Genomic DNA, 16,265 nt, shown 5'->3' with positions numbered 1-16,265 from the left:
ATATCTATCTGATTATAATGAAAATACAATCATCATTTCCTAAGGAGGGGAAATATTTGAGTAGTAATTCAACAAAAAATAATAATACACCTGATCCAAAAGAAATCACAAAAAAGAAAAGTGGTGTTGAAGCGTTTTTACACAAATGGGGAATACCGATTGCTATCATTGCTTTGGTCGTTATTTTTCTACTACCAACACCAGAAGGGCTTAGCTTAGAAGGGAAAAAGGCACTCGGTATATTCCTATTTGCATTAATTATGTGGGTAGCAAACACAATTCCGATTTATTTAACATCTATTATTGTGATTATGTTACTGACATTTACCAACACATTTCCGGAAAAAGATGCGATGGGAACACTAGGATTCCAAGTTATTTGGTTAATGGTAGCAGCATTTGTGTTAACTTCTGCCATGATTAAATCGAATTTAGCTAGACGATTCGCATTATGGATGATCACATCTTTTGGAAAAACTCCGAAGAAAACATTGTTTGTACTCGTAGTGATTAACTTTGCTATTGCATTCCTTATTCCGTCTACAACAGCAAGAGCTACTTTACTTGTACCAATTTGTATGATTTTACTTGAAGTTTATCGAGCAGTACCTGGTAAAAGCAATCTTGGACGAATTATGATGCTTCAAGGTGTTCAATCAGATGCACTGGCAACATCAGGAATAATGACAGCAACCGCTGGAAACGTGATTGCCGTTGGTCTTATAAATGATATTGCTGGTGGTAATATTGGTTACATGGACTGGCTTGTCGCATCCATGCCCTTGGCTATGTTGACTATGCTGATTACTTTCTTTGTTGGCTTGAGACTATTTTCATTTAAAAGCGAAACCGATAAATTTGAGGCTGTAATGAATCAATTGAAAAAAGAGCGAAATGAACTCGGCCCTATGACTCTGGACGAAAAGAAAGCAGGAATTATCTTCTTATTGGCAGTTGTATTATGGTTTACAGAAAAATGGCATATGGCCATGTTCGGCTTTGAAATCAGTGTATACATGGTAGCTGTCATTGCTGCATTACTTTGCCTATTACCAAGAGTTGGATTGTTGGAATGGAAAGAAGCAAATATTAAATGGGATCTTATGTTATTTGCTGCTGGAGCTTATGCTGCAGGATTGGCTGTCGAAAAAAATGGTTCAGCGGAATGGGTTATCGGTAATTTAATCGATTCTTTAGGCTTAGAACATATGAATCATTTCTGGGTATACGCGATCGTTATTTTCCTGACAATGTACAGTCATATGATTTTTACAAGTAAAACGGTAAAAGTAATGATTATTGTTCCGGCTGTTATTGCACTTGCTAAAACTCTGGGAATGAATCCCGTTACTCTTGCACTTGCAGCATCGTTTACGATTACATATACAATCACACTGCCACCACATTCAAAAGTAAATGCTATCTATTTTTCAACAGGGTACTTCAGTGTACTTGATCAATTGAAATATGGAATTATCACTTGTTTTATTGGGGCTAGTGTTATTACAATCGCTGTATTTACCTGGTTTAGATTATTAGGTTACACACCATAAAAACAAGGAAGGAAGATGAGATCATGCTAAAACGAAAAGTAATTATGGCAATTGCGGATGGCTTGGGTGACCGTCCCTCTGACATACTTGATAACAAAACACCACTAGAATATGCCAAAACACCAACATTGGATCGTTTAGCAGAGCAAGGAATTACAGGGATGATGGATTTAATCAGCCCCGGTATTCCTGTTGGGACGGATATGGGTCATCTGATTCTTTTCGGTTACAAGCCTGAAAATTACCCAGGAAGAGGCCCAATTGAAGCGCGTGGTATTGGGATGAATGTAAAAGATAGTGATATTGTTATTCGCTGTAACTTTGCAACGGTTGATGAAAACGGGTTTATTGTCGATCGTCGTGCAGGAAGAATTCGCGAAGGTGCTCAAGAATTAAGTGAAGCACTTAACGGTATAAATCTAGGGAATGGTGTTCAGGCTCTTTTTCAAACAGCAACAGAACACCGAGCTGTCCTCATCTTGCGAGGGGAGGGGTTAAGTGATCAAGTAAGTGACACAGACCCGCATGCACCAAATGATGGTAAACCTTATGCTCTAGCCGAACCACTAGATGATAGTTTAGAAGCAAAGAAAACAGCAAAGGCATTAAATGTCTTTTTAGAGAAAGCACATGAAATATTAAGCAATCATCCGATAAACGAAGAGCGTATCCGAGAAGGTAAATTACCTGCTAACTTTACACTCACACGTGGAGCAGGAAAGAATATCGAATTAGCTCCGCCAGGGCTTAAAGCAGGCTTTACAGGCAGTTGTATTGCTGGAGAAAGAACAGTACTTGGTGTTGCAAATCTCGCCGGTTATCAACTATTTACGGATGATAGCATGACAGGTAATATGGATACAAATATTGCATTAAAAGCTGATAAAGCCTTAGAACTAATCAAGGTAAGTGATATCGTTTATGTCCATCTGAAAGCACCTGATATAAAAGGACATGATAATGAACCATTTGAAAAGGCAGAAGCTATCGAGTTATTTGACCAACTGGTAGAACGAATAGCAGACAATCTTCCAAATGATGTATATCTTGCATTAGGTGCAGACCACTCGACCCCATGCGAATTTGGTGAACATAGTGGTGAACCTGTACCAGTGGTTATTTATGGACCGAACATCAGGAGAGATCAAGTCACTACATACAGTGAAATTGACTGTGCACAAGGCGGACTAGGAAGAATGAATGGTCAACAATTCATTGCAACATTACATGACTTGATGGGTTATTCGATAAAGCAAGGAAATTAATACATGCGGGAGTATGATAGGCCTTCAAGTTTAAGAAGGGCTAGCAATACGTCCAAATAAAAATGGAACCCTAGCAATATATTTGCTAGGGTTCCATTCATAGATAGATATAATTAATAAAATCTCTTATAACTATGGAAATGTTTGCTCCAATAAGAGTTACTTAAACTAGTAATGGTAACACCTGTTGATGAGCCTGCATGGATAAACGAATTATTACCTACATAGATTCCCATATGAGAGATTCCTGATTTATATGTTCCTTCAAAAAATACGAGATCCCCGACTTGAGGAGTGTTAACGATATAAGAACGGTTGTAATACCCTTCCGTAGAAAGACGTCCAATATTACTCGTTCCTGAGTTGTTAAACGCCCAGTAAATGAACCCGCTGCAATCGAAGCCACTTGGTGTATTACCAGCCCACACATAAGGTGCACCCATGACGGATTTTGCTGTAGCAATTAAATCACCAGCAACCGGTGAACCACTAGAAGATCCATTATTATTCTTAGGTGGGGTAGCATTGCCGTTAATCACTAGCTTGTCTCCCACATAAATCAAATGGGTCGTTAAATTATTCCAAGCCATTAAATTAGAGAGTGATACACCATGAACGGAAGCGATCTTACTAAGCGTGTCCCCACTTTTTACTGTGTATGTACTAGAAGAATTGCTTGGTGTAGAGTTGTTTCCTCCACCCTGATTCGGTTTTGAGTCTTGAGAAGGAGCACCATTTTTATTTACTACAAGTTTATTACCCGGGTAAATAAGATCGGAATTTAACTTGTTCCAATCCTTTAAGTTTTTCACCGAAACGCCGTAAGAAGCAGCAATTCCACTTAATGTGTCTCCACTCTTAACTGTGTATGTACTTCCTCCTGATGACCCTGAGTTGCTATTTGTAGGAGGTTTTGACGTTGATGAACCGTTTGACGGAGTAGCTCCTTTACTGACTGCTAATTTATCTCCTGGATAAATCAATGTTGTCGTTAAATTGTTCCAATCCATCAGATTTTTTAAGGAAATACCGTGTGCAGCAGCAATTCGGCTTAATGAGTCCCCGCTTTTTACTGTATATGTACTTGCAGTTTTAGAAGTGGAACTATTATTCTTTGATGATGAGTTGCCCTTCGGAGGAGCAGTATTTCCACCTACCTCAAGTACTTGATTTGGAAAAATAATTTCGTTATTTAAATTATTCCATGACTTCAGCTGACCGACACTCGTCCCATATTTTTGAGAGATACTCCATAATGTATCGCCCGACTTAACCTTATGTGACGCTGCATCTGCAGTTTCTGCTGCCATAAAAGTAGAAGCGATTACTGCCGATGCTGTAACAGACATAAACACCTTCTTTTTACCCAATTAAATAGTCCCCTTTCCTTTTTTTATTATGTAAAGTGGATAAAAGATTTACGTAAGAATAGGTTTTCATAGCTTATAGCCCAATTAGACCCTATATCCTAGGATGAAAACCCTAACAAACAGCATGGAAAATCCAATAATTGAGTTATATTATGTCTTTTTATGTAAAAGTACATTAAAACATAGTGCTTTTATTATAGCACTTTATATTCAGTAAGGCTATTAAAATATGGAAAAAATATCATGATTATAAAAGGTAATACCCACTTATTTACCTAGCTAAACCTTTTTTAAAATAAAAAAATAAAGCGAACGACCTAGCGAACGGTAAGATTGTCGAAAAATATGTTTAAAAAGATTCCGTCATTCCTAATTTTTCTGTGATATACTAAAAAAGAAATGCTTTTATTTTTTATCGATATTTGGTACTATATGTGAGTATTGTGTAATTAATTGGAATTGTTATCGAAAACATGTAAAACATATGTAAAAGAATGTGGAGGTACAATAATGGAAGAAACCATATCCTTACAGGAGATTTTCGAGGTTGTAAAAAAACGCCTTCTCCTTATTTTATCGTTTACAATCGGGGCAGCACTTATTGCAGCGATTGTCAGTTTTTTTGTGTTAACACCAATCTATCAATCTACTACACAGTTTATTGTGAACCAGAGTCAGCAAGAACAATCTAGTAATATGCAAATTGACCAGAACGCCATTCGGACAAACGTTGAATTAATTAACACATATAATGTTATTATTACGAGTGCCGCAATTTTAAATGATGTTATTGAGGAATTGAACTTAACGTATTCATCAGAAGAACTTAAAAATAATATTAGCGTGTCAAGTGAGCAAAATTCACAAGTCGTAACGGTCACGGTGAGGGATCCAGATCCAGAAATGGCAACAGAAATTGCAAATACAACAGTAACTGTATTTCAGGATAAAATCCCTGAAATTATGAATGTCGATAATGTCAATATTTTATCTGAAGCGGAAACGAAAGTTGACCCTTCACCAGTGGAACCAAGACCGATGCTTAATATTGCAATTGGAATTGTCTTAGGTGTGATGGCTGGGGTTGGAGTTGCTTTCTTACTAGAGTACTTAGATACGAAAGTAAGAACCGAACAAGATGTTGAGGAAAAAATTGGACTTCCATTATTAGGGATTATCTCTACGATTGATATAGAAGATTTACGTCGTGACCCGTCATCGATTAGTCAACAACGAGTTAAGGGAGGAGGATTCAATCATGTTCAACCGAAAAAAACCGGCACCAACTAGTAAAATACGTCATTTGATTACGAATTTGAATCCGAGATCCCCGATCTCAGAACAATACAGGACGATCCGAACGAACTTACAATTTTCATCTGTGGACAAACCGTTACAAGCGATATTAATTACGTCGGCAGGTCCTGCAGCTGGAAAGTCGATTACGGCAGCGAATTTAGCTGTTGTGTACGCCCAGCAAGGTAAACGAACATTATTAATCGATGCGGACTTACGTAAACCGACGGTACACTATACATTCCGGCTCGATAATTTACGAGGCTTAAGTAATGTGTTAATTGGAGATAGCACACTTGAAGAAGCGGTAGAGAGATCAGATGTTGATAATTTAGATATCTTATCCTGTGGACCAATTCCACCGAATCCTTCCGAACTATTAGCATCAAAACGGATGGAAGAGATTTTGAAACTTACCAAGCAATTATACGATTTCGTTATTTTCGATACGCCACCAGCTCTTGCTGTTACAGATGCGAAGATATTAGCGAATATTGTTGACGGATCTTTACTAGTTTACCGAAGTGGAACAACGGAGTATGAAGAAGCAGAAAGAACCGCAGAATTGATGAAAGATTCAAAAGCAAGATTACTAGGTGCTATCTTAAACGATCGGTCAAAAAGTAATTCAAATTATTATTACTATTATGGGTCGTAACCTTCCTAGCTAGATGGAAGGTTTTCTTTTTTTTATATATGAAGGAATAAAATGTAAAATAACTTAATATATTTCCATTAATATGCAACGGCTAGAATAATGACTCGAATTCTGTTACAATTTCATTAGAATTCATTGGATGATTTAGGTAAAACACTTACTATATACCTATACATGAAAAAGTTTTGAGGAAAAAGAAAGGGGGAGCTTAATTGATTGATATACATAGTCATATCCTTCCAGGGATTGATGATGGAGCAAAAACGGAACAAGACAGTTTGGACATGGCAAAAGCTGCAATCGAACAAGGGGTTACGAAAATTGTCGCAAGTCCGCATCATAAAAATAGAACGTATGATAATTATAAAGACGATATCCTTACACATGTTTCCGTGTTAAACGATTTATTTCAAGCGAACGGCGTACCACTCGAAGTGATCGCTGGACAAGAAGTACGAATTTACGGAGAAGTAATGGAAGATCTTGAACGTGGAGAGATTCTTCCAGTAAATGACTCAAAATACCTGTTAATTGAGTTTCCTTCTGATTCAGTTCCACATTATACGGAACAGCTATTGTATGATATACAATTGGCAGGCATTAAGCCAGTTATTGTTCATCCAGAACGAAACAGGGAATTGCTGCAAAATCATCGGAGAATGTATGAGTTAGTACGAAATGGGGCATTAACTCAAGTTACAGCAGCAAGTGTTGTTGGTAAATTTGGTAAACAAATTGAAGAATTTACGCATCAGTTAATAGAAGCGAATTTAGCTCACTTCATTGCATCGGATGCACATAATACAACGACAAGAGGATTTTGCATGCAAGAAGCGTTTGAATTTGTAAAAAAACAATATGGTGTCGAAACGTACTATATGTTTGTAGAAAATGGGCATCTACTCGTTGAAAATATGAACGTGAATAGAGTGGAACCGACTCAAATTCAGACAAAACGCCGGAAATTGTTTGGGTTATTTTAAGATTTGATTACAAAATATAGAATTACAGAATTATGTATACCTAATTTGGTAAAATATATACAGATAGATTAGGAAGTACTTTAGATATATATTCGGAAGGAAAGAAGGTTAGATTGTGACATATAAAAGTCGACTTGCGCTGCTTATATTACTAGATTCAGTGATTGTAAGTATCGCAATTTTTATTGCGTTTTGGATCGCTTATCCTTATACTGCACAACCTTTTGATAATATGGTCGTCATTGTAACAGCGATTGCGCTGCTCCTATTTCACCATATTTATGCACTCATTTATAATTTATACAATAAAATGTGGGCCTATGCGAGTGTTGGTGAGCTGGTCGCAATAGTAAAAGCAGTCACTTTTACTATAATATCGGCAGCAATTGTCCAATTATTAATAAATGATTTTACGATGTATCGCCGGGCATTGTTAGTGACATGGATGCTACATATTATCTTAATCGGAGGATCACGTTTTTTCTGGCGTGTCATACGGGGTCGATACATAAAAAAGTCTGATACGAAAAAACGTACACTAATCGTCGGTGCAGGAGATGCCGGAGCGATGATCGCAAGGCAATTAAATAATGAACATAATGATTCGGAATTATGGCCAGTCGCTTTCGTAGATGACGATTTAGCGAAACAACGGATGCAAGTCTACAACCTTTCTGTTGTCGGGATGGTGAAGGATATTCCTGTTATAGTTACAAATCAAGCGATAGATCATATTGTCATTGCTATTCCTTCCTTGAAAAATGGAGAGTTAAAAAATATTATTGATTATTGTGGTAAAACGTCTGCCAAAGTACAGATGATTCCGAAACTAGAAGATTTAATGACCGGACGAGTATCTGTCAGTAATTTAAAAAATGTTGAAGTAGAGGATTTACTTGGTCGTGAGCCGGTTGAACTTGATATTGATTCAATACAAGATAAAGTAACAGGTCATACGATAATGGTTACAGGCGCAGGTGGATCAATAGGATCCGAAATTTGTAGACAGTTAATGCGCTTTTCACCTGCGAGACTACTTCTTATCGGCCACGGGGAATACAGCATTTACTCAATTGATATGGAACTAAAGAAAAAACATGGACAAACAGATGTTGAAATCATCCCGATTATTGGGGATGTAAAAGATCGTGTTCGCATGTTTGAGATTGTAGATAAGTACCGCCCGAAAAAAATCTTTCATGCTGCAGCTCATAAACATGTTCCGTTAATGGAATATAATCCACATGAAGCGGTGAAGAACAATGTGATCGGTACGAAAAATGTAGCCGAAGCGGCTGATGCTTATCACGTTGAAACATTTGTGTTAGTGTCAACAGATAAAGCTGTAAACCCGACAAATGTGATGGGAGCAACTAAACGAGTTGCAGAAATGGTCGTTCAAGGAATGCATTCGAAGAGCAAAACGAAGTTTGTTGCGGTGAGATTTGGAAATGTGCTTGGAAGCCGTGGCAGTGTTATCCCGTTATTTAAAAAGCAAATCAATGAAGGTGGTCCAGTTACAGTAACAGATCCAGAGATGACTAGATACTTTATGACAATCCCTGAAGCATCACGTTTGGTTATTCAAGCTGGAACGTTAGCGAAGGGTGGAGAAATCTTTGTTCTTGACATGGGTGAACCTGTAAAAATTGTTGATCTTGCTAAGAACTTAATTCGTTTATCTGGTTATTCAGAAGAAGAGATTGGTATTGAATATACAGGTATTCGACCTGGAGAAAAAATGTATGAAGAATTACTTGGTGAAGATGAAATTTTACCAGGACAAGTATATGAGAAAATTTATATTGGACGAACGGTGGAAGTAGATCCAGTTCTAATTGAAGATTTAATTATGAACTTTAACACATTTAAACAAGAAGAACTAAAGGATGCATTAATGAATGTAGTGTATATGGATCAAGAATTAGTAACAGCTGAGGGCTCGTAAGAAGTATATTTGTAAATAAAGTATCTGGCTTTAAAAAGGGGCAATATTAATGTACGACAAATTTTTAAAAAGAGTTATTGATATTATTTTTGTATTAATATTACTGTTCCCATTGTTAGTTATCAGTGTATTTATAGCAATTGCAATTAAAATAGATAGTAAGGGACCAATAATTTTTAAACAAAAAAGGTTAGGTAAAAATGGCAAAGAATTTAATATTTTTAAATATAGAACTATGATAGATAACGCTGAAAAGGTTGGCTCTGGATTAATTACCTTTGAAGGAGATAATAGAATAACCAAGGTTGGTTCCATTTTAAGAAAAACTAGTTTAGATGAGCTACCTCAAATATTAAACGTTCTTAAAGGGGATATGAGCCTAGTAGGACCGCGCCCACCGGTTCCTTATCACCCTAGAGAGTATCATGAATATACTAAAGTTCAGAAAAAAAGATTCATAGTTCGTCCGGGTATTACTGGCTTTGCTCAGGTAAAAGGTAGAAATTCATTATCTTGGGATGAAAGAATAAAACTGGATTTGGAATATATAAAAAAACAAAATATTTTATTAGATTTTACAATAATATTGTTGACTGTTGTTAAGGTTTTTAAAAGAGATGGAATTCATGGAAATAAAAGTAAGAGTGATGTGGAGAGAAAAGTAAAGAAAAAGGTCAGTAATAATTAAATGTTACTTAATATAAGAATTAGAATTATAATAATTCATTTTATTTGAATATTATTTGACTATTAAGGCTTGTATGTACAGGGAGTGTCTAGATGTCTTTATTGCCTTATTTAAGAGAAAAAAATATTAGACCAAAAGTTAGAAAAGAACAAGAGTTTTATAATAATATGGAAGTCGGAAAGATAACAAACTATCAAATCAATGTGTTCAACCAAATTTGGGAGACTATTCAAACGCATGTACCATATTATAATGACTTGGTTAATAAAAGGAAAGTACCTAAAATTATTACAAACTTTGAAGAATTTAAAAAGTTACCTACCATCGATCGTTCTTTTGCTAATCAGCATATAAAAGAATTAATAGATAGATCAAAGAAACCTGATTCATGGGGGACTACTGGAGGCTCAACTGGGAATCCATTGCAGTATCCTAGTTGGAAAACGGAAACGCAAGAATGTGAACCAGCGGTATGGTATGTAAGAGATTTTTATAATATTAAAAGGTCTGATCGCATGTTTAGAATTTGGGGACATTCACACACATTAGGCTCCGGGCTCACAAAGTATAAAAATATGCTTAAATTTAAAATTGGTCTTCCTTTAATAGGGTATAAGCGCTTTTCAGCATATGATCTATCCAACGAAAAATTAAGAGATGCTGGTGAACAAATTATTAATTTTAAACCTAAATACATTGTAGGTTATAGTAAAGCTTTATATATGCTTGCCAAAGTAAATGCAGACCGAAAAACTGAATTCCATAAATTGAATTTAAAGGTTGTTATGGGGGCAGCTGAGGGCTTTGATAAAAACGAAGATAAGAATTTTATTAGTGAAATCTTTGGTTGTCCAGTTGGTCTTCAATATGCCACAATGGAAACTAAATATTTAGCTCATACTCATCCAGACGGAGGATATAAAGTGCTTTGGAGAAATAATTTAATTGAATGTGTCGATAACGAGGGCAACCCCTCCCAAAGTGGTAGAATATTAGTTACATCGTTGTATCCTAGAGCATTCCCTTTGATAAGGTATGAAATCGGAGATATTATTACAGGAACTGAAAAGAATTTAGAAAGCGTATATAGGTTTGAAGCGGTAAAAGGCAGAGATAACGACTTTTTAATGCTAGATGAAAATACACCAATACATTCAGAAGGTATTACACATGCCATCAAATTTTCAAAGAAAGTTACTGCTTATCAAATTAGATACACTAAAGATTTAAAATATACTATTTATTTAAAGTCTGATGTTGAAATAACTGAAAATGATATAAGAGAAATAAAACATAGGTTACTTAAAATTGATAAGAGATTAGCTGAATTAGAAATTAAACGAGTAAATGAATTGCGACAAACAATCGCGGGAAAAACAAAGTGGCTTACGAGAGAGTGACATTTTTATGACAGATAAAATAGATTTTATATTAACATGGGTAGATGGTAGTGATCCCGAATGGATAAAAGAAAAAGAAAAGTATACTGAAAAAGGCCCGTCGGACAGAAGGGAAATCCGATATCGGGATTGGGATAACTTACATTATTGGTTCCGTGGGATAGAAAAATTTACTCCTTGGGTAAATAAAATTCATTTTATTACATGGGGTCACCTTCCAAAATGGTTAAATATAAATCATCCTAAGCTGAATATTGTCTATCATCAAGATTATATCCCGGCAAAATACCTACCAACTTTTAGTTCTCATGTTATAGAATTGAATTTTCATAGAATTAAAGATTTGTCGGAGAAGTTTGTGTATTTTAATGATGATACATTTATAACAAAAGAGATGAAAGCAAGTGATTTTTTCATTAATAATCTTCCATGTGATATTGCAGTTATTAGACCATTGATTAATAATTTTCGAATGTCTACTGGAGCAATAGTATCTAATAATATGGAAATAATAAATACAGCCTATAATAAAAATAAAGTTTTAAAAGAAAACTTCTCAAAATGGTTTAACTTTTCTTATAGAAAGCATATTATTAGTACATTATTGATGTTACCGTTTAGTCATTTTGCAGGTTTTTTAAATCCACATTTACCAAATTCCTACCTTAAGGAAACGTTTGATGAATTATGGGAAGATGAATATCAGATTTTAGATAATACTTGTCAGAACAAATTTCGGAATGGTCGGGATGTTAATCAGTGGTTATTTAGATATAAACAACTTGTAGAGGGACGCTTTTCACCAAGACGTTCAAGTATTGGTCGAACATACGATATCACTAACGATAATGCTGATATAGTAGAAGCTATTTGTGAACAAAAATATCATATGGTTTGTATCAATGATAATGACAAGGATCCTGTTAGAAATTTTGAACAAGAAAAACAAGCAATAATCGATGCTTTTAAGGATATCTTACCAAAAAAATCAAAATTTGAAATATAAAGATGTATATGGGGCTCGAAATTATGCAAAAAACTAAAAATAAAATAGAGTTAAATAAAAAAACAAGATCAAATAATAAAGGGATTTATATATCTAGTATTGCATTATTTATATATGTCTTCTATATATTTACTCAGCGTTGGTATGGATTTATCATTGAAGAAAGTGTTTTGCAAATTGGAATAATTGCTATAGCTATTATTTTACTAGTATTTAAACCGAAAAAAAATGGGATGTTTACGATAAACTATACCAAAATAGACTTATTTTGGAGCATAGCAATCGTAACTATATTATTATATATCATATTTACTGCTACTATAGATGTTGATGTTCAATACTTTATGTACATATCAGGATTATTCTTTTTGTTGTTTGCAAAGGCAGATATTGATAGATTTGATGTTTCATTTAAGTTAATAAAAGTTTCATCTATTATTTATGCTTTTGGTACTTTTTTCCATTATTTTTTCACTGATTTATTTCATTCTTTAACATTTTCTTTCGTGCCACTTTCAGTAAAAGAGAGAACTTTAGAATTAGTTATACTTGGTTATTATCCTGGTCTAGGTTTTGGACAACCTGCAATGGCGGCAGGTCCAATGATAATGGGGATTGGGATAATTTTAGCTAACAGATTTAGAGAAAAAAAGAGTATGCTTTTTGACACCTTCCTTATATTAATATTGATTATAGGATTAATTATGACAGGAAAGCGCTCAATAATGTTATGGGGAATCTTTTCATTTATATTGACTTACTACTTTGCAACTTCAAAAAATAAATCTACCAGGTTTGTAAAAGTAATTTTTGGCCTCATATTTAGTTCCTTAATATTGTATATTGTGACTAGTTATATGGACTTTATAGACATATTTAGAAGGATGATAGTTACAATTAACAACATTTTAGCAGGTCAAGATATTACAAGTGGAAGAACAATTTTGTATGAAAGAGCATGGGATATCTTTAAGGATAATCCTATATTTGGAATAGGATGGGAACAGTTTATAGTTGTCACTTCTGGCCAGCTTCTTTCAAGAGATTTAACAGTTCATAATGTATATTTACAACTGTTGGCTGAAACTGGGTTAGTTGGGTTTTTAATTGTAATGCTGGCAATGGTTTATACCTATATAAATACTTTTAGAATTTTAAAATTAATCTTATCTAGTAGTATTTATAGTAACAAGTGGAAAATCGCTTTAACCTTTTCCTTTTATTACCAAACATTTTTTATACTTTATTGTTTAACAGAAAATCCATTTTATAATATTGTTTATTTGTTTATGTATTTCTTTAGTTTATCAATAGTGAATAGTGTTATCATCGATAAAATAAGTAACTCTGCAAAAGTATAGTTTTTTATAAATCCGAGGTGTGAATATGCAAAAGAAAATTGGAATAATTACTTTAAACGGTTATGTTAATTATGGTAATAGATTACAAAACTATGCATTACAAGAAGTCGTTAAATCTTATGGATTTGATGTAGAAACCATTTGGGTTGACATTAAAAAGAATAACCCTAAAGATATTCCTTTGTTAATAAAGGCTAAAAATATATTAAAATCTTCTCCGAAAGATAACTATGAGAGATTGCATAATAAAGTTACAGGAATTTTATATAAAAAGAAACTAAATAATAAGAGGGAACGGATCTTTAGAAATTTCTCGAGAAAACATATACATGAAACAACGTTTAAATTAGATGAGAACAATATAAATAAGGGTCTTTTGGATGAATATGAATACTTTATAACAGGAAGTGATCAAGTTTGGAATCCTTTTTTTCGAAAGGGTGACCCGGCTTACTTTCTAACATTTGCACCTAAAGAGAAAAGAATAGCTTACTCACCAAGCTTTGGTACGGATCAAATTCCCGAAGATTATATAGATAGATATAAAAAATGGATATCTGAAATGCATAGATTGTCTGTTAGGGAAGAAGCAGGAGCAAAAATCATTAAAGAGTTAACTGGGAGAGATGCCCCTGTATTAATTGATCCGACTCTTATGTTATCAAAAGAAAAGTGGCTATCAATTGCAAATGTACCTTCTAATAAACCAAAAACAGGTTATTTATTAACCTATTTTTTAGGTAGAATTTCAAGAGCCAAAAGAAAAATAATTAATAAAATAGCCAAAAACAATCATTTGAAAATTATTAATTTAGCACAACCGAACGATAAATTACCATATTTATCTGGACCAAGTGAATTTATAGATTATATAAATTCATCAAGTATTTTTATTACAGATTCATTTCATGGAGCTGTATTTTCAATATTATTAGAGACGCCTTTTGTAGTATTTGATAGGGAAGGGAAATTCCCATCTATGAACTCTAGAATTGACACATTATTATCGACTTTCAAGTTTGAAACAAGACATGTTGATAAAATCAATATTAATAGTGACTTACTTAAGATGGATTTTTCACATGTACATCCCATATTGAAATTACAACGTCAGAAGGCATTTGAGTACTTGGAAGACGCATTAAATTTAAAGTAGGATTTAATCATTGAAAGAAGTTGAGTAATTTGAGTCAACTCAAAGCAGGAGCATTATTATCATATCTGTCTATTTTTATTTCAATTGCAGTTGCTTTAGTGTATACACCCATTATGATAAGAATATTGGGGCAATCGGAATTTGGACTTTATTCTCTAATTGGATCGTTAGCAGCATATTTTAGTGTTATGGATATGGGACTTGGGAATGCGATGGTCAGATATACAGCAAGAAACAGAGTAGTAGGGGATGAAAATAAAGAATCTAAGTTAAATGGACTATTTTTAATCCTATATACTTTTATAGGTTTATTAACCGTTGTTGTTGGAATTGCTGTTTACCAAAGTGTTGATGCTTTATTTGGTGATAAATTATCGGGAACACAATTACAAAGTGCAAAAATAATGATAATAATCCTTATAATAAACTTTGCATTGTCTTTTCCATTGTCCATATTTAGTTCAATTATACGCGCATATGAACGTTTTGTAATTGATAAAGTTGTTTCTATCGTAAGAATAGTTATGGCTCCATTATTAATCCTACCAATCATTTATATTGGCTATGGAGCAATATCGATGGTGATCATTACAACCGTAGTAAATTTAGGGTGTTTGCTATTTAATGCTTTTTATTGTTTTAAAAAAATAAGTATAACGTTTAGTTTTGGAAAGCTTGATACTACCTTATTAAAAGAAATATTAGCGTATTCTTTTTTTGTGTTTTTAGCAGTAATAGTTGATCAGATATATTGGCAAACAGATCAAATTATATTGGGCGCAGTTAAAGGGACAGTTTCAGTTGCAATTTATGCGATTGCTATGCAGTTTGTTAAACTATATATTCAGTTCTCAACTTCAATTAGTGGCTTGTTTTTACCGAAAGCATCTATGATGGTAGCGAGAAAAGCAAGCAGTAATGAATTAACAGAAATGATGATCAGATATGGAAGATTGCAGTATATTATACTGACCCTGATATTGAGTGGATTTATATTATTTGGCCAACCATTTATTAATATATGGGCTGGGGCAAATTACAGTGATGCATATAATATTGTATTAATTATTATGCTGCCATTAACAATCCCTCTAATACAAAATATTGGAATTTCAATCTTGTATGCAAAAAATTTACAAGGATTTAGATCTGTTATGTTAATAATCATTGCAGTTCTTAATGTAATTCTTTCAATCCCAATTGCAAGAAATTATGGTGGAATTGGTGTTGCCTATATCACTGGCGCAACGTTATTTTTTGGGAATGTAATATTAATGAATATTTATTATCAAAAAAAGCTTGGTATCAATATGATTGCTTTTTGGAAAAACATAGTAAATATAACTGTACCAATTACGATTTCTTTAGTTATTGGGTTTTTGTTAAATATTTTGATACCACAAGAAACTTTACTATTTATTGCTATTAAGATTTGTTTATATATAGTAGTGCATAGTTTTCTGATATTTAAATTTGGATTTAATTCTTACGAAAAAGAGTTAACCTTATCGATGTTTAAAAAGATAAAGGGAAAACTTACATAATAATTGGATTTTGAAACCTTTTAACGTGAATGAATGG

The 16,265-nt window shown here is 33.7% G+C and carries 13 protein-coding genes; 12 read left to right on the top strand and 1 reads right to left on the bottom strand.

Annotated elements, in window-relative coordinates:
* Nucleotides 1-56: 56 nt before the first annotated feature.
* Together SPD48_RS13020 and apgM are read left to right on the top strand one after the other, a co-directional pair.
* On the top strand, nucleotides 57-1,553 hold the full coding sequence (locus tag SPD48_RS13020) for an SLC13 family permease (RefSeq protein ID WP_336258559.1): 1,497 nt from the start codon (nucleotides 57-59) through the stop codon (nucleotides 1,551-1,553).
* 23 nt (nucleotides 1,554-1,576) lie between these two features.
* Nucleotides 1,577-2,818, top strand: coding sequence for a 2,3-bisphosphoglycerate-independent phosphoglycerate mutase (apgM, locus tag SPD48_RS13015; protein WP_336258558.1), 1,242 nt, complete (start codon nucleotides 1,577-1,579; stop codon nucleotides 2,816-2,818).
* A gap of 113 nt (nucleotides 2,819-2,931) precedes the next feature.
* On the opposite strand, the gene SPD48_RS13010 is transcribed toward apgM, so the two are convergent.
* Nucleotides 2,932-4,188, bottom strand: a complete 1,257-nt coding sequence (locus SPD48_RS13010) for a C40 family peptidase (RefSeq protein WP_336258557.1) — start codon at nucleotides 4,186-4,188, stop codon at nucleotides 2,932-2,934.
* A 510-nt stretch (nucleotides 4,189-4,698) separates the two neighbouring features.
* Between SPD48_RS13010 and SPD48_RS13005 the strand changes: the two genes are divergently transcribed.
* From SPD48_RS13005 to SPD48_RS12960, 10 genes are all read left to right on the top strand, one after another.
* Nucleotides 4,699-5,478: a YveK family protein gene (locus SPD48_RS13005; protein ID WP_336258556.1), complete on the top strand. Its 780-nt coding sequence runs from the start codon at nucleotides 4,699-4,701 to the stop codon at nucleotides 5,476-5,478.
* Nucleotides 5,447-6,142, top strand: coding sequence for a CpsD/CapB family tyrosine-protein kinase (locus SPD48_RS13000; RefSeq protein WP_336258555.1), 696 nt, complete (start codon nucleotides 5,447-5,449; stop codon nucleotides 6,140-6,142). Before SPD48_RS13005 ends, SPD48_RS13000 begins: the two co-directional genes overlap by 32 nt.
* Before the next feature lie 212 nt (nucleotides 6,143-6,354).
* Nucleotides 6,355-7,125, top strand: coding sequence for a tyrosine-protein phosphatase (locus SPD48_RS12995; RefSeq protein WP_336258554.1), 771 nt, complete (start codon nucleotides 6,355-6,357; stop codon nucleotides 7,123-7,125).
* Between the two features lie 115 nt (nucleotides 7,126-7,240).
* Nucleotides 7,241-9,073: a polysaccharide biosynthesis protein gene (locus SPD48_RS12990; RefSeq protein WP_336258553.1), complete on the top strand. Its 1,833-nt coding sequence runs from the start codon at nucleotides 7,241-7,243 to the stop codon at nucleotides 9,071-9,073.
* A gap of 49 nt (nucleotides 9,074-9,122) precedes the next feature.
* Complete coding sequence (locus SPD48_RS12985) at nucleotides 9,123-9,761, top strand: sugar transferase (protein ID WP_336258552.1); 639 nt, start codon at nucleotides 9,123-9,125, stop codon at nucleotides 9,759-9,761.
* Between the two features lie 92 nt (nucleotides 9,762-9,853).
* The gene (locus SPD48_RS12980) at nucleotides 9,854-11,161 is read left to right on the top strand and encodes a hypothetical protein (RefSeq protein ID WP_336258551.1); all 1,308 of its coding nucleotides are present in this window, start codon (nucleotides 9,854-9,856) and stop codon (nucleotides 11,159-11,161) included.
* Between the two features lie 7 nt (nucleotides 11,162-11,168).
* Nucleotides 11,169-12,167, top strand: coding sequence for a stealth family protein (locus tag SPD48_RS12975; RefSeq protein ID WP_336258550.1), 999 nt, complete (start codon nucleotides 11,169-11,171; stop codon nucleotides 12,165-12,167).
* A 23-nt stretch (nucleotides 12,168-12,190) separates the two neighbouring features.
* A complete protein-coding gene (locus SPD48_RS12970; protein WP_336258549.1) occupies nucleotides 12,191-13,528 on the top strand; it encodes an O-antigen ligase family protein in 1,338 nt (445 codons plus the stop codon).
* 25 nt (nucleotides 13,529-13,553) lie between these two features.
* On the top strand, nucleotides 13,554-14,684 hold the full coding sequence (locus SPD48_RS12965) for a polysaccharide pyruvyl transferase family protein (RefSeq protein ID WP_336258548.1): 1,131 nt from the start codon (nucleotides 13,554-13,556) through the stop codon (nucleotides 14,682-14,684).
* Between the two features lie 29 nt (nucleotides 14,685-14,713).
* Complete coding sequence (locus SPD48_RS12960) at nucleotides 14,714-16,228, top strand: oligosaccharide flippase family protein (RefSeq protein WP_336258547.1); 1,515 nt, start codon at nucleotides 14,714-14,716, stop codon at nucleotides 16,226-16,228.
* Nucleotides 16,229-16,265: the final 37 nt, after the last annotated feature.

This window comes from Pseudogracilibacillus sp. SE30717A (genome assembly GCF_037071985.1).
Taxonomy (GTDB): Bacteria; Bacillota; Bacilli; order Bacillales; family Amphibacillaceae; genus Pseudogracilibacillus.
This window is presented reverse-complemented; position numbering and strand designations above follow the sequence as displayed.

Excerpts from the sequence above, each read along its gene's own strand:
- apgM (WP_336258558.1), top strand. The coding sequence starts at position 1,577 with ATGCTAAAACGAAAAGTAATTATGGCAATTGCGGATGGCTTGGGTGAC.
- SPD48_RS13005 (WP_336258556.1), top strand. The coding sequence starts at position 4,699 with ATGGAAGAAACCATATCCTTACAGGAGATTTTCGAGGTTGTAAAAAAA.
- SPD48_RS13000 (WP_336258555.1), top strand. The coding sequence starts at position 5,447 with ATGTTCAACCGAAAAAAACCGGCACCAACTAGTAAAATACGTCATTTG.
- SPD48_RS12985 (WP_336258552.1), top strand. The coding sequence starts at position 9,123 with ATGTACGACAAATTTTTAAAAAGAGTTATTGATATTATTTTTGTATTA.
- SPD48_RS12980 (WP_336258551.1), top strand. The coding sequence starts at position 9,854 with ATGTCTTTATTGCCTTATTTAAGAGAAAAAAATATTAGACCAAAAGTT.
- SPD48_RS12975 (WP_336258550.1), top strand. The coding sequence starts at position 11,169 with ATGACAGATAAAATAGATTTTATATTAACATGGGTAGATGGTAGTGAT.
- SPD48_RS12970 (WP_336258549.1), top strand. The coding sequence starts at position 12,191 with ATGCAAAAAACTAAAAATAAAATAGAGTTAAATAAAAAAACAAGATCA.
- SPD48_RS12965 (WP_336258548.1), top strand. The coding sequence starts at position 13,554 with ATGCAAAAGAAAATTGGAATAATTACTTTAAACGGTTATGTTAATTAT.